Here is a 14,237-nt window from a genome sequence, read left to right on the forward strand (position 1 = left end):
CGCTAACTTTGCGGTTTATTTGCGGGCTGCGCCGTGTTCGGCGACGATGTCATGAATCATGCGGGCTGCCAGCTTGGCTGTCCGTGCATCTACATCATACTGTGGATTCAACTCGACCACATCTACGAGACGAAGCTTTCCGGTTTGCGCCAATGCCAGTGCCATCGCATGAATTTTCAACGCTTCCACGCCAAGAGCAGCCGGGGCAGATACTCCTGGCGCCACCGATGCCGGAAGTACATCTAAGTCAATACTAAGATGTATGTCTTTATAGTCCTGGGAAACTTTCATCGCAATGTCGGTAGTTTCCTGCACAGTAAGCCGCGCTAGATCTTCGTCAAGCAAGTACCCCACACCAAGACGTTCGGCAGTTTCAAATAGCACTCGAGTGTTATTTGCAGCTGAGATCCCCCAGACGATATAGGAAAAATGTTCACCGTCGATGTCGGAAATTTGCCGGAATGGGGTCCCTGAGGTCGGTTCTTCTGCATCACGCAAATCAAAATGCGCGTCTAAATTAAAAATTCCGAGCGATTCCAACGCGGCGGAATTTTCATTTTTTAAAGCTCGAACCAAGCCACGGTGGGAAGCAAAAGCGGTTTCATGCCCACCGCCTAAAATTACTGGCAAGTGTCCTGCACGTACAGCGGCAGTAACGCATTGCGAAAGTTCTTCTTGCCCGGATTCTAAATCTCGCCCTTCATAGCTGACTGTTCCCGCATCATAACGGGGGAAATCATCGTGAATTGCTAAACCGCCCAACGCCCGGCGAAGCTCATCTGGTCCGGCTGCGGCACCTTGACGGCCACCATTGCGGCGAACTCCTTCGTCAGAGGCAAAGCCAAGCAACACAGCGCCCGGTTGGGCCTCTGCTGCCTCACCCAGGGTGAAATCTGCATCGATCACCGAATGCCAACGGGCATGCTCTGGGCCAGGTCCATCAACGCGTCCAGTCCACTCAAATTTAGTCATGCCACCTAGTCTAATCAGTTTGTTTTCGGTTTCTCTGAGCCTAGTAGACCTTGAACAATCTTTTGTCACTGTGACGAATCTATAATGGCTGCTGAGTAGGGCACCGGTGGAATTAAAGAAGTCTGGTATCCAAGACAAACAACTTAGCGGGCACGGTGGACTCGCACTAAAATAGTGCCGTAGTCCACAACACAATCACGCCCACGCTATAAGCGATTCTGCCGCAGAAGCATGAGCCAATACCAAGCACAACCGCCGAGCAAAAACCAACCTACAAGGAGTCACAATGAATACAGGAACCTCCAATGGTAACCCCGATGCCAATCACACCGTTACGGTAGGCATCGGCGCATTAAGTATTGCTGACGTAGTCGCAGTCGCACGCGGTGGGGCAGCGGTGGAAATTTCTGCGGATTCCCTCGAGCACATCGCCATCACTCGCAAGCGCATTGATGACCTCGCCAACGAACCAACCCCGGTCTATGGCGTCTCCACCGGCTTTGGCGCTCTGGCACGCCGACACATCCCGCACGATATGCGTGCCCAGCTACAGCGTTCGCTCGTGCGTTCGCATGCGGCAGGCTCCGGGCCGGAGGTAGAACAAGAGGTTATCCGCGCGCTGATGCTGCTTCGCTTGTCTACGTTATGCACTGGACATACTGGCGTGCGCCCGGTCGTCGCCGAAACTTACGCCGCAGTGCTCAACGCAGGCATCACCCCGGTGGTGTACGAATACGGCTCGCTGGGGTGTTCCGGCGATCTCGCGCCGCTGTCACACTGCGCGCTGGCGCTGCTGGGGGAGGGGGAGGTGCGCGTTCCTGGCTCCGAAAAACCGGTGCCTGCTGCAACCGCGCTTGCCGACGCCGGCATCACCCCGCTCGAATTGGAAGAAAAAGAAGGCCTGGCGTTGATCAACGGCACCGACGGCATGCTCGGCATGCTGTGCTTGGCCATCCACGATCTGCAGGATCTGGCGAAGGTCGCCGATATCTCCACCGCGATGACCGTCGAAGGCCTGCACGGCACCTTGAGCGTGTTCGACGATAAACTGCACAAACTACGCCCGCACCCAGGCCAGGCGTCGTCGGCACGCAATATTCGCACCGTTGCGGCACACTCACCGCTGTTGGAGGCCGCGCAAGAAGATTTCCAGCAAACTCAGGTACAGGACGCCTATTCCGTACGTTGTTCGCCGCAGGTCACTGGCGGTTTCCGCGATACCATCGCACACGCGATCACTGTCGTCGAGCGTGAGCTCGCCGCCGCCGTGGATAACCCGGTAGTCATCGATGGGGAAGTCCGCTCCAACGGAAATTTCCACGGCGCCCCAGTGGCCTATGTACTGGACTTTTTGGCCATCGTCGCGGCAGACCTAGCCTCGATTTCCGAGCGCCGCACCGACCGCTTCTTAGACACCGCCCGCAACCGCGGCTTGCCAGCGTTTCTTGCCGACGACCCGGGCGTCGACTCCGGCCACATGATCGCGCAATACACCCAGGCCGGTATCGTCTCGGAACTCAAACGTGCCGCGAACCCAGCTTCGGCAGATTCCATTCCGTCGTCCGCAATGCAGGAGGATCACGTGTCTATGGGATGGTCTGCTGGCCGCAAGCTACGGACCGCCGTCGACGGCTTGCAGCGAGTCCTGGCCATTGAATACCTCACTGCGGCCCGCGCGATCACCATGCGCTGCCGTGATGCCGGGGCAGAATCTGCACCAGGAACGAAGGCCGCCATTGCCTTGTTGCGCGAAGGGGTAGCAGGGCCTGCCACCGACCGTTACCTGGCACCGGAAATCGCTTACGCCCACCAGTTGGTGGCCGACGGGGCACTGGTATCCAGCGTCGAAGGCGTCGTCGGCACGCTGGACTAGGCACTAGCAGGAGAGCACCGGCCCATAGACAGACATCTCCACGCACGCGAAATATCACCATTCGAAAGGCATCATGAGCACACTTTTCCACAACATCAGCGAACTACGTACAGTCTCGGACGCAGGAACCATTAAAGACGGCGCGCTGCTTGTCAACGGCGATGGCATTATCACCTGGGTCGGTGCGTTGAACAACCTGCCCCAGGACCTCTCCGAGGGCATCGAGGAAAAGATCGACCTGGGCGGCCGTGCAGTACTGCCAGGTTGGGTAGATTCACACACGCACATGATTTTCGATGGCAACCGCGCCGAGGAATTCGAAGCACGCATGGCAGGCGAGTCGTATTCCGCCGGTGGTATCGCCACCACCATGGAAGCTACCCGCAATGCCGGACGTGAGCGCCTGGAGCGGTTGTTGCAAGAACGCATCGCTGGCTGTCACGCGGGTGGCACGACGACAATCGAGACCAAAACCGGCTACGGCTTGAACACAGAATCCGAGGCTCTAGCCGCTGAGGTTGCCAGCAAGGGCGTCGACGATGTCACCTTCTTGGGTGCGCACCTGGTACCACCGGGGGCAGATGCCGACGAATACCTGGAGGAAGTCGTCGGCCCGATGTTGGACGCCGTAGAGCCGCACGCTGGCTGGATCGACGTTTTCTGCGAGACCGGCGCGTTTAACGAGGAACAATCACGCAAGGTTCTCGAGGCGGGCAAGAAGCGGGGCTTGCTTCCGCGCGTGCACGGTAATCAGCTACAACAGGGCCCCGGCGTACGCTTGGCAGTGGAAATTGGCGCGGCGTCGGTGGATCACGTCAATTACCTTTCCGACGACGATATTCAGGCACTCGCGGGCAGCGAGACCGTCGCTACAGTGTTGCCTGCCTGCGACTTGTCAACGAAACAAGATCTCGCTCCAGCACGTCAGCTGTTAGATGCCGGTGCCACCGTCGCGATTGCGTCGAACCTGAACCCAGGAACCTCGTATACTTCGTCGATGAATTTCTGCGTCACCACCGCGGTGCTGCAGCAAGACCTCAGTTTGGATGAGGCTATCGAAGCCGCAACCTTGGGCGGAGCGAAAGCTCTGCGCCGTCAACCGGTCACAGGTGGGGAAGACGCACAGGGCCGTCCTGGCCGCGGAAGCTTGGTCCCGGGTGCGGCAGCAGATTTGCACGTGCTCAACTTCACCAACGCAATCGAGCTGGCCTACCGTCCAGGCATGCCTGCGACCTACCGGACTTATAAAAACGGCGAGCTCGTTTTCGGTGGGGAATAAGCAATGTTTCACGTGAAACATTGCCATTCCCGGCGGCGCCGACCCGCGTTGCGAATATAAGCCTAGGGCACACCGCCGATGTCGGCTGCCACACAGTATTGTTGGGGCTATGAATTTTGCTGCACATCTCCCCACGGCGCGCCGCGATCTGCGCTACCACGCGGATGCGGCGCAGCTTTTCGCCCATCTCGGCGGGCTCGAGCGCACAGATACAGTACTGCTGGAATCAGCGGATATCGAATCCAAGAAAAACCTTCTCTGCTTGGCGGTTCTCGACTCCGCAGTGCGCGTTCGTTGCCACGGCAGCCGGGTTATCGCCCAGGCACTCACAGCTACCGGCGAAGAGATTGTAACGAAATTACGCAACGAACTTGCCGAATATGAAGTCACGGGCAATGGCGGCGGCAGTGGCGACGATCGGGGAGTGGTAGTCTTCGAATTCCCGGTATCCCAGGCCGCCGATGAACGCGAACGCCTGCTGGCGATTTCCCCGGCAGAAGTGCTGCGTCGCCTGCAATTGAGCGCGCAGTATGGCAGCAACAGCAACGTCACTCAGCAGGGTTCCGCCGGAGAAGTACCGGATCTGCCCTTATTGGCCGGCGGCTTCGCCTACGACTTTTTAGAAACCTTCGAAACCCTACCCGCGGTCAGCGAAGGCGACAACACATACCCAGATTACGAATTCGTCGTCACAGAAACACTACTAAAAGTAGACCACCTGTCGCAGACGGCGTATGTGTGCGGCGTCGGCACCAGCCAGGACGACGTCGACAAGCGGCTTGCTACCTATGCCGCGAAAGCCAAAACTGAGATCACACCACTGGCTCCACCGGAGCAGGGCGTCGACAAGAGCCAACCGCTGCGGGTCCGCACAGATATCGACGACCAACAATTCCGCAGCCACGTCGAACAGCTCAAAGGCAATATTTACCAGGGCGATATTTATCAGGTGGTGCCTGCGCGCACTTTCCACGCCCCATGTGCAGATGCGTTTTCTTCTTACCGACGCCTACTCCAGACGAACCCGTCGCCGTATATGTTCTACTTCCGCGGCGAAGACTACGAACTGTTTGGCGCCTCGCCGGAATCAAACCTGAAGTTCTCCCCGGATACTCGCGAAGTACAGCTGTATCCGATTGCCGGAACGCGCCCGCGCGACTTAAACCCGGATGGCAGCGTCAATCACGAACTCGATATCCGCAACGAGCTGGAGATGCGCACCGACCACAAGGAACTGGCCGAGCACACCATGTTGGTAGATCTGGCGCGCAATGACCTCGCCCGCGTCGCCGTCCCCGGCACGCGTAAAGTAGCGGAGCTGTTGCAAGTGGACCGATATTCGCGCGTGATGCACCTCGTCTCCCGCGTCACCGCCACCTTGCACGAGGATTTCGACGCCCTCGATGCCTACCGCGCGTGCATGAACATGGGCACGCTGACTGGTGCACCAAAACTACGCGCGGTGGACCTGTTGCGCGAGGTGGAAGGCAAACGCCGCGGATCCTACGGCGGCGCGGTCGGGTATCTCGGTGGCGACGGACGCATGGATAACTGCATCGTCATTCGCAGTGCTTTCGTGCGTAAAGGGGAAGCGATCATTCAGGCCGGTGCCGGCGTCGTCCGCGATTCCACGCCGCAGGCCGAGGCCGACGAGACAGTACACAAGGCGTATGCGGTACTCGATGCCGTCGCGCTGGGGGCGCCAGTGGAGGTGGCACGATAATGACAACACACCAGACACATACGGCGGACCACTCCGAACGGGCCCACCCGCACGTCGTGGTCATCGACAACCGCGATTCGTTCATTTACAACCTGGTCGACGCGCTTGCTGGACATCACTGCACGGTCTTCCGTAACACGGTATCCGTCGAGACGGTTCTGGCCGCCAAGCCGGATTTGCTGTTGTTCTCGCCCGGGCCAGGGCACCCACGGGAAACCGGGAATATGATGGAACTTCTCGACGCTATCCATGGCGAAATTCCGGTGTTGGGTATTTGCCTGGGATTCCAAGCCCTACTAGAACATTACGGTGGCAGCGTGGAACCCTGCGGGCCAGTGCATGGCCGCTCGGTGCCGATGACGCTGACGGATGCCGGTGCACAGCACCCTCTGTTTGCCGGGCTCACGATCGACGAGGAACCAGACAAACCTGATCACATCGGCCGTTTGGTGCCGGTGGCGCGCTATCACTCGTTGGCATGCGCGAACCCGCCGGAACAGCTACAGGTACTTGCAACGACAAAGACTGATTTAGGCGATGTGGCCATGGCGGCTTATGCCTCCGATGGCTCATGCATGGGTTTGCAGTTCCACCCGGAATCGATCTTGAGCCCGAAAGGGCCAGTCTTGTTGAATCGCTGCATCAACTTTTTGACGAAAGGGGAGTGCTGATGACTGACCAGAGCACCAGTTCAAACACCACAGCGGATGATAGCTCCGACAACGCCGACGCGAACCCCGCGCCACTGAACCGGCTGCTGGCCTATCTGGACAATCATGACCCCACAGTCGAGCAGGCCCGGGAAGTTTTCCAACCGCTGACCGTCGGTGAGTACGATAACGTGCACATTGCCGCGCTCTTGGCGACGATCCGCACCCGCGGTGAGACCTTCGCCGATATCGCTGGCGCCGCCCAGGCATTCATCGATGCCGCGCGCCCGTTCCCGGTCACCGGTGCTGGTTTGTTAGACACCGCTGGTACCGGCGGCGACGGCACCAACACCATCAACATTTCCACCGCGGCATCACTGGTCGCCGCCGCTGGGGGAGCGAAAATAGTCAAAGGCGGCAACCGCTCCGTATCGTCGCGTTCCGGTTCCGCGGATGTCCTCGAGGCACTGAATATCCCACTGGACCTCGACGTGAACCGCGCGGTGAATCAATTTGAGAATTCTGGCTTTACCTTTCTCTTCGCACCGGCATATCATCCGGCGGTTGCGCACGTCATGCCTGTGCGCAAGGCACTGAAAGTTCCCACCTTGTTTAATACCTTGGGTCCGTTGCTGTCACCGGCACGCCCAGAATTTCAATTGATGGGTGTTGCCCGGCCGGAAATCGGCGAAACGATTGCGCGGGTATTCCGCGAGCTCGGCCGCAAGCGGGCGCTCGTCGTGCACGGTTCCGGAACAGATGAGCTCGCGGTGCATGGCCCGACCACGATCTGGGAACTCAAAGACGGCCATATTGCACAGTACGAGCTCACCCCGGAAGATTTCGGCGTCACCCGCCACGAATTAGCTGCCTTGGAAGGCGGAGATGGTGCCGCGAATGCCGCTGCGATCCGCGCGATTTTCGACGGCGTCGCCCCGCAAGCACACCATGACGCCGTCGCGGTGAATGCCGGCGCGATGCTGTATGTCATCGGCAAGGCAGATTCCATTGCCGAAGGAACCGCGCTGGCAACTCAAATCATCAAAAGCGGTACCGCGAAACGTTGGTTAGCTACCCACGAGGAGGCCGATTACGGTGAACGCTAAATTGCCCACGGTGCTAGAAAATATCGTTGCCCAGCGTCGTACGCACCTGCCAGCCATCACCGAGCGCATCGCACACATGGACCGTGCACAGCTGCCACGCTCGCAACGCAGTTTGTACGATTCACTTCGGGCGCGCCCGCAGGCGTTCATCATGGAGTGCAAGTCCTCATCGCCGTCGCTGGGTGTGATCCGGGCGGATTATCAACCCGGCGAGTTAGCGCGGGTGTATTCGCGTTATGCTGCCGGAATTTCCGTGTTATGCGAGCCGGAGCATTTCGGTGGCGATTATGACCATCTGGCTACGGTGTCGATGTCGACGCATCTTCCGGTGTTGTGCAAGGATTTCATCGTTGATCCCGTCCAGCTTTATGCCGCCCGCTATTACGGCGCCGATGCGATCTTATTGATGCTCTCGGTACTGGGCGACGACGAGTACGCATGCCTTTCTACTCTTGCCGACGACTTAGGGCTGGACGTGCTCACGGAAGTCATCAATGAGGACGAGGTTGCCCGCGCGCTGCGATTGGGTGCTCGGATCATAGGCATCAACAACCGGAATTTGCATGATCTTTCCATTGATTTGTCGCGCAGTGCCCGGCTGGCGCAATTGTTGCCGCCAGGGACGCTGGCCATATCTGAGTCTGGAATCCGTGACAATAGGGCAGTGCGGGCCTTGGGTACGCACGCGTCGGGTTTTTTGGTCGGTTCGCAGTTGTCCTCGCAACCGGATACCGATTGGGCAGCACGCGCCTTGGCGTATGGCCACAACAAAGTATGCGGCTTGACGACGCCAAGCACCGCACAAGCCGCTCGAGCCGCTGGTGCCGTCTATGGCGGATTGATCTTCGAAGAGGCATCACCACGCGATGTTTCACGTGAAACATCGCAAAAAATCATCGCCGATGAACCCGGCCTACGCTACGTCGCTGTCTCACGACGGACGAATGGTTGGGCAGAATTATTACAGCCGGGAATCCACGCCCTGCAGCTCCACAGTCCGTACCAGGGTTCCATTGCTGAAGAAGAAGCGTTACTCGCGAACGTGCGAGCAGAACTCCGCGACGCGGGAGCAGACCCAGCGGATACCGGCCTAGAAATCTGGCGTGCGATCTCTATGACCACCCCAGAAGTCGAGCCAGAAAAGCTCGACGAACTCCTTGCCCCCGGGGCAGCGGACAAACTCGTCCTCGATGCTGGGCAAGGAGGAACCGGCACCTCCTTCGATTGGCAGTCGATACCTGATGCGATCAAGCCACACGCCCTACTGGCCGGTGGCATCACAGCAGGAAATATCCAAAAGGCACTAGAACTCGGCTGCTTCGGTATAGACCTGAACTCCGGTGTAGAAGTTGCACCCGCGTCCGCCACTGAGACGAATACAGCGGGAGCAGCTGCTGCACCCCGCAAAGATGCTGCCCTTATCCGTAGTATCTTTCACACGATCCGCGATTACACGGAACCGCGCGAGTACACCCTATCCAAGGGATAAACTGGGTTGTGGCTTCACGCCACAATCCCACCCACCACAATAATCGGCTAACGCAAATCAGCGAGCTCAACAGACTCACCAGAATTAGCAGACTCACCAGAATTAGCAGACTAGGACACACCAATGAGCGATGACCGTGCAACCATTCTGCCGGCGTATTTCGGCGAATTCGGCGGGCAATTCGTCCCGGAATCTCTGATTCCCGCGCTGGATCAATTAGAGCGCGCCTTCGTCGACGCGATGTCAGACCAGTCCTTCAAGGATGAATTAGCCCGCCTGCTCAAGGACTACTTGGGGCGGCCAACCCCGTTAACCGAAGCCACCCGCCTCGGCGGTAAGGCGCGCATTTTCTTAAAGCGCGAGGATCTCGTCCACGGCGGCGCGCACAAAACCAACCAGGTCCTAGGCCAGGCACTGTTGGCCAAGCGGATGCGCAAAAAGCGTGTGATTGCCGAAACTGGAGCGGGCCAACACGGAACCGCGACAGCCCTGGCGTGCGCGCTACTGGATCTCGAGTGCGTGGTGTATATGGGCGCTGAGGATGTGCGTCGGCAAGCACCCAACGTGTTCCGCATGGAACTCATGGGGGCCAAGGTGGTCTCCGTGGAAACCGGTTCCGGCACGCTGAAGGATGCCGTGAACGAGGCTTTGCGCGATTGGACAGCCACCTTTGAGGACTCGCACTATTTGCTCGGCACCGCGGCCGGCCCACATCCGTTCCCCACGATCGTGCGGGAGTTCCACCGTGTGATTTCCACCGAAGCGAAAGCACAAATGATTGAACGCACCGGCGGGCTTCCCGACGTCGTCGTGGCCTGCGTCGGGGGTGGTTCGAATGCCATCGGTATGTTCGCAGACTTCATCGACGAACCAGACGTCGAACTCATCGGGGCAGAACCGGGCGGCAAAGGCGTGGACTCCGGCCGCCACGGCGCAACCATCACGCAGGGGACCGTCGGGATTTTGCACGGGACGCGCTCATATCTGATGCGCAATGCCGAGGGCCAGGTCGATGAGTCCTATTCCATTTCTGCCGGGTTGGACTATCCCGGCGTTGGCCCACAACACGCGCACCTGCATGCCAGCGGTCGTGCGACCTACGTTGGTATTACCGACGCCGAAGCACTGGAAGCATTCCAGTTGCTCGCACAAAAAGAAGGCATCATTCCAGCGCTGGAGTCTTCGCACGCGCTGGCCTATGCCTTGAAGCGTAAAGACGAAGACATCTCCATCGTCGTCTCGCTATCCGGCCGTGGCGATAAAGACATCGACCACGTGCGCCACGTCTTGGGGGATCTAGAAGATGAGTCCGGCGCGTGGGCGCGCTATGCGGATGACAACGCCGCACAGAAACAAGCCGCCGAAGAAAATGACGAGAAGGGCCAAGCATAATCATGGGACGTTACGAGACACTGTTTGCTGATCTTCGCGAAAAGCGGGAGGGCGCGTTTGTGCCGTTTTTTATGCTCGGCGATCCCAGCTATGAGGCTTCCCTAGAACTTATCCGGGCGGCGGTGAATGCTGGGGCAGATGCATTGGAGGTCGGCATTCCTTTTAGTGACCCGGTGGCCGACGGTCCGGAAATCGAGAAGTCTCACCAACGCGCGCTACGCGCGGGTGCCAGCCTGGATAAGTCGTTCCAACAGCTGCGCCAGATTCGCGAGGAATTCCCGGATACTCCCATCGGATTACTGGTTTATTGCAATTTGGCGGTAAGCAAGGGAACCGCTGAGTTCTACCAGGCCTGCGCTGAGGCGGGAGCAGATTCTATTTTGATCCCGGATGTTCCTACCCGCGAAGGCGCACCATTCGTGGCTGCCGCGGAGCAGGCTGGGATCTCGCAAATATTTATTGCTCCGGCACGTGCCAGCGAAGAAACGTTGCGCGCAGTCAGTGACAATTCCTCGGGTTATATTTATGCGCTGTCTCGGCATGGTGTCACTGGCGCCGATAAAGAAGCCGAGACCGGGGGATTGGATACTGTTGTCGATGCGATTAAGCGTTTCGACGGTGCACCGGTGCTCTTAGGTTTCGGCATTTCGGAGCCTGAACACGTGCGGGCAGCATTGGCGGCTGGCGCAGACGGTGCGATCACTGGTTCTGCGATTACCCGTATTATTGCTGGCCGGGTGAAGTCCACGGAACAGGGTAACGAGTTCACTCTCGCAGAGCTTGCCGACGAGGTATCCGACTACGTCGCACACATGAAAGCTGCAACGCGCTAACTGGAGCGCGGTAGCTGCAACGCATTAAGCGCCAGGACTAAATCAGCCTGGCGCTTAAATCATTGTCACTGTCGGTTGTCAGTGTTCGTTTCTAACAGTGTGTTTCTGTCAGTCTATTGCTGTCAGCGGTTGCCTGAGTCAGATTTTGCCTTTCTCAGTTTCTCCGACGCCAGGCGAATCCTGGCCCAGTGCTTCACCCGTGGCAGGAACATCGTAGTCGTCCGGCAGCCCAACACCTTCTGCTGACGTGCCGTTCTTGGTCCACTTGTTGATCAGCAAGGCAATCGCACCGTCGCCGGTAATATTCGCTGCGGTACCGAACGAGTCGACAACGATATACGCCGCAATCATCAGAGCAAGCATGTCTTCGTCGAAGCCCAGCATGCTTCCCAGCAAGCCAAGTGCCGCGTACACCGCACCACCCGGAACCCCGGGAGCGGCCACCATCATGATTCCCAGCAACAGCATGAAGCCAAGTGCCAGCCCGAAGCTGACATCCATGCCAGACAAATAGACAATGCCGAAGGTGTACAAAATCAGCTTGGTCATCGAGCCCGAGAGGTGCATGGTGGCTCCGAGTGGCACCACGAATCCCGCGATATTTGGTGCTACACCGTTTTTCAGTACGGACTTGTAGGTCACCGGAATGGTGGCGGCAGAAGAAGAAGTACCCAGCGCGGTGAAGTAGGCAGGAAGCATATTCTTCAGCGCGGTCAGTGGGTTCTTCGCCGACAGCGCACCGGCGAGTAGGTACTGCAGGATGACGACCACCCAGGTCATGACGACGGAAAGCACAAGCACGCGGGCAAAGGAATTGATGACATCGCCCAGGTTGTCGTTCATCATCAGGTTGAGGAAAATACCGTAGATGAACAGTGGCAATAGGGGAATGACGAAGGAGGTAATCACCTTCATAATGAGTTTCTCGAATTCGCGCACACCCTTGTACAGCGCGGGTGAGGACACCGCCGTCATTGCCAGCCCCACGGCGAAGGCGAGCAGCAGAGCGGTCATGATTTCGAATGGGGGAGCCATCTCGACTTCGAAGTACGGCGTCAACGCACCTTCTTCGACGTCACTGACATCAAGATCCAGCGATTGCGCACCCAACAAAGTCGGGTAACCGAATACTGCCACAGTGTAGGCCAACAACCCGGCGCCAATAGTGGAAAGATAAGCAATACCGGTGGTGATACCCAACCACTTTCCGGCACCCTTACCCAATCCGGCGATTGCCGGAGTAATCAGTGCGAAAATCAGCACCGGCACAAAGAAGCCGAGGAATTGGCTAAACAAGCCGTTAAAAGTGACGAACACTCGGGCGAGCCATTCCGGGAAGAATAATCCGGTAATAACACCGAGGACGATCGCCACCACGACGCGAAACAGCAGCGAGGAGCCGATTTTACGAACGTTCATAGGAAACTCTTAACTATGGATGGTGATGTTCAGGACTCATTAAGCATAGCGAAGTATTTTTCGTCATTCTCGCAGGCAGGGCTAGACTGGGGGCATGATCGTCGTTCCCATTGTGCTGTTCGCCCTGGCCGCCGTCGTCGTCGTTGTGGGAGGGCTGGCCACGATGAAAAAATTACCTGGCAACAGCATTTTCGGCTTACGGGTACATGAAGCACGTAAGTCGCCGGAAGCATGGATGACCTCGCACGCCGTAGCGGGCCCGGTCTGGTTGGTTGCTGGGGCAAGCCTGACGTTCGGCGCTTTAGTATCGCTACAAGCGAGTGGACTGATGTGGGTTATTCCTGCCGTGACGACGGTCGTCGGCATCATTGCCATTTCCTACGGCGCCAACCTGGGTGCCCGGACCGCTGTCCTGTACGACCAGCACGTCAGCGCAAAAAAGAATGCGGATGCTACCGGTGGATGTTGTTCTTCCGGTGGCGGGGCGGAAACCCGTGACGTTGCCGAGGCTCCAAGCGTAGACGTGAATGCGCTCCGCCAAGCCGCTCGACAGGCCGATAACCAATAACCACACACAATCACGGTGACAAAATCACGAATGCAATGGGCCTAGAGCATTAACGACACTGTGACGATAAAACAATACACCCAATACACCGCTGACACGCACTGCAAGGAGCGATCACGATGGCACAGACTTGTTCCCGCCGCCTATTCCTTCTAGGAACCGCCACCACTGTTGCGGGTGCGTTCCTAGCCGCATGCGGTGAAGAACCCCCGCTGGAAGTTGCCAAGGCAGAGGTACCGGTGGGGTCAGCAATTATTGCCGACGGTTACATCATCGCACAGCCGGAAGAGGGCAAGTATGTCGCGTACTCCCAACAATGCCCGCACCAGAGGAATCTGATCACCAAAGTGGAAGGCGATGAAGTACGCTGCACGGCACATAACTCGGTATTCAAGATCGCTGACGGCTCCGTGGTCTCAGGCCCGGCCCGTGACCCTTTAGAACCAGTGTCCATCGATGACGCAGGCAACGCGCTCAACGTCCACAGTTAAATACGCGAACATAGGGAAATACACGAAGATAGGGAAGTGTTTCACGTGAAACATCTATATACGCGACTGACGATGACCATCCCCGGTGCGGGAACAGCGATTCACCTCGCGGAATTGGAAGAAAGCGGATCCGGGTGCCTGGTACACCGCATGATCGCTCTAACACCAGATGAAGTCATCGCTGGGGCAGCGTGCGTCGACAAGCCAGGAACCAGCGCAGAAAAGATGCACCGCGCCGGACAGATCGATGTTCCCAAAACCACCGTCCCGCATCCGGATACCTACGGCGACTATCCGGACATCACCACCCAGCATCTTTCTCACGACGCCTTTGCGGCCTGGTGGGTAGAAGTACAACAACGTTTTCCAGAACTGGGCTAACAACTTCACCAACGGGAAGACTAGAACACTACGTTGATAAAGCCGACTAGGCTGCCGTTCC

Annotated in this window: 13 protein-coding genes; 11 read left to right on the forward strand and 2 right to left on the reverse strand. The window is 58.0% G+C overall.

Features of this window, described 5'->3' with window-relative positions:
* Nucleotides 1-15: 15 nt before the first annotated feature.
* The gene (gene hutG, locus QP888_RS06560; RefSeq protein ID WP_284812730.1) at nucleotides 16-972 is read right to left on the reverse strand and encodes a formimidoylglutamase; all 957 of its coding nucleotides are present in this window, start codon (nucleotides 970-972) and stop codon (nucleotides 16-18) included.
* 286 nt (nucleotides 973-1,258) lie between these two features.
* On the opposite strand from hutG, the gene hutH reads away from it, so the two are divergent.
* The 8 genes from hutH (at nucleotide 1,259) to trpA (ending at nucleotide 11,317) form a co-directional block, all read left to right on the forward strand.
* The gene (hutH, locus tag QP888_RS06565) at nucleotides 1,259-2,845 is read left to right on the forward strand and encodes a histidine ammonia-lyase (RefSeq protein ID WP_284812732.1); all 1,587 of its coding nucleotides are present in this window, start codon (nucleotides 1,259-1,261) and stop codon (nucleotides 2,843-2,845) included.
* A 73-nt stretch (nucleotides 2,846-2,918) separates the two neighbouring features.
* Nucleotides 2,919-4,124 (forward strand): imidazolonepropionase, encoded by a 1,206-nt coding sequence (hutI, locus tag QP888_RS06570; protein ID WP_284812734.1) that lies wholly within the window; start codon nucleotides 2,919-2,921, stop codon nucleotides 4,122-4,124.
* Between the two features lie 109 nt (nucleotides 4,125-4,233).
* Nucleotides 4,234-5,847: an anthranilate synthase component 1 gene (locus QP888_RS06575; protein ID WP_284812735.1), complete on the forward strand. Its 1,614-nt coding sequence runs from the start codon at nucleotides 4,234-4,236 to the stop codon at nucleotides 5,845-5,847.
* The gene (locus QP888_RS06580; protein ID WP_284812737.1) at nucleotides 5,847-6,518 is read left to right on the forward strand and encodes an anthranilate synthase component II; all 672 of its coding nucleotides are present in this window, start codon (nucleotides 5,847-5,849) and stop codon (nucleotides 6,516-6,518) included. Before QP888_RS06575 ends, QP888_RS06580 begins: the two co-directional genes overlap by 1 nt.
* Nucleotides 6,518-7,603 carry an anthranilate phosphoribosyltransferase gene (trpD, locus tag QP888_RS06585; RefSeq protein ID WP_284812739.1) on the forward strand — a complete coding sequence of 362 codons (1,086 nt, stop codon included), beginning with the start codon at nucleotides 6,518-6,520 and terminating at the stop codon, nucleotides 7,601-7,603. The genes QP888_RS06580 and trpD overlap by 1 nt, the downstream gene beginning before the upstream one ends.
* Entirely contained in the window at nucleotides 7,593-9,092 is a 1,500-nt protein-coding gene (gene trpCF / locus QP888_RS06590) for a bifunctional indole-3-glycerol-phosphate synthase TrpC/phosphoribosylanthranilate isomerase TrpF (protein WP_284812741.1), read from the forward strand. Before trpD ends, trpCF begins: the two co-directional genes overlap by 11 nt.
* 123 nt (nucleotides 9,093-9,215) lie before the next feature.
* Nucleotides 9,216-10,484, forward strand: a complete 1,269-nt coding sequence (gene trpB, locus QP888_RS06595; protein WP_284812743.1) for a tryptophan synthase subunit beta — start codon at nucleotides 9,216-9,218, stop codon at nucleotides 10,482-10,484.
* 2 nt (nucleotides 10,485-10,486) lie between these two features.
* Complete coding sequence (trpA, locus tag QP888_RS06600; protein ID WP_284812744.1) at nucleotides 10,487-11,317, forward strand: tryptophan synthase subunit alpha; 831 nt, start codon at nucleotides 10,487-10,489, stop codon at nucleotides 11,315-11,317.
* A gap of 138 nt (nucleotides 11,318-11,455) precedes the next feature.
* Here the strand turns inward: trpA and QP888_RS06605 are convergent, their stop codons facing one another.
* On the reverse strand, nucleotides 11,456-12,736 hold the full coding sequence (locus tag QP888_RS06605; RefSeq protein WP_284812745.1) for a dicarboxylate/amino acid:cation symporter: 1,281 nt from the start codon (nucleotides 12,734-12,736) through the stop codon (nucleotides 11,456-11,458).
* Nucleotides 12,737-12,830: 94 nt separating this feature from the next.
* On the opposite strand from QP888_RS06605, the gene QP888_RS06610 reads away from it, so the two are divergent.
* The 3 genes from QP888_RS06610 (at nucleotide 12,831) to QP888_RS06620 (ending at nucleotide 14,176) form a co-directional block, all read left to right on the forward strand.
* A complete protein-coding gene (locus tag QP888_RS06610) occupies nucleotides 12,831-13,304 on the forward strand; it encodes an SdpI family protein (protein ID WP_284812746.1) in 474 nt (157 codons plus the stop codon).
* A 119-nt stretch (nucleotides 13,305-13,423) separates the two neighbouring features.
* The gene (locus QP888_RS06615) at nucleotides 13,424-13,795 is read left to right on the forward strand and encodes a Rieske (2Fe-2S) protein (RefSeq protein ID WP_284812748.1); all 372 of its coding nucleotides are present in this window, start codon (nucleotides 13,424-13,426) and stop codon (nucleotides 13,793-13,795) included.
* Nucleotides 13,796-13,840: 45 nt separating this feature from the next.
* Nucleotides 13,841-14,176 (forward strand): hypothetical protein, encoded by a 336-nt coding sequence (locus tag QP888_RS06620; protein WP_284812749.1) that lies wholly within the window; start codon nucleotides 13,841-13,843, stop codon nucleotides 14,174-14,176.
* The last annotated feature ends 61 nt before the right edge of the window (nucleotides 14,177-14,237 follow it).

The sequence above is a fragment of the Corynebacterium sp. MSK297 genome, assembly GCF_030232885.1.
Lineage (GTDB): Bacteria > Actinomycetota > Actinomycetes > Mycobacteriales > Mycobacteriaceae > Corynebacterium.